Origin of the sequence: Motilimonas sp. 1_MG-2023, from assembly GCF_030547455.1 — a bacterium.
In the GTDB taxonomy this organism is placed as follows: Bacteria; Pseudomonadota; Gammaproteobacteria; order Enterobacterales; family CBDFNC01; genus Motilimonas.
Genome location: NZ_JAUOPX010000155.1, coordinates 1 through 288, shown reverse-complemented (window position 1 = coordinate 288; position 288 = coordinate 1). Strand labels below are relative to the sequence as shown.

The window sequence follows — 288 nt, the reverse complement described above, 5'->3', positions numbered from 1 at the left end:
GTTAAGGGGATTGCACCATGGCTTCAGCGTTGACCATGGCCGATACACCATCAACATTAGCAATATCACCAATATCGCGCATCACACTTTGCCAATCATGCAACAATTGCGCTTGATTGGTGATCACCACGTGAGGGATAGCGCCTAGTACGCGCTTTTTTTGTTTCTCTTCACAGCCATTCATCACGGACAAAACCAAGATCAACGACATCTCCCCGAGCAAGATGCCACCCGTTGAAAACAAGGATACAAACGAAACAAATCCATTGCTGCGTTTAGCTTTGGTAT

1 pseudogene is annotated in these 288 nt (G+C 46.2%); it reads right to left on the bottom strand.

Going from position 1 to position 288, the window contains the following annotated elements:
- Nucleotide 1: 1 nt before the first annotated feature.
- Nucleotides 2–288, bottom strand: a pseudogene (locus tag Q4519_RS21850) (lipoprotein-releasing system transmembrane subunit LolC); the annotation flags it as partial.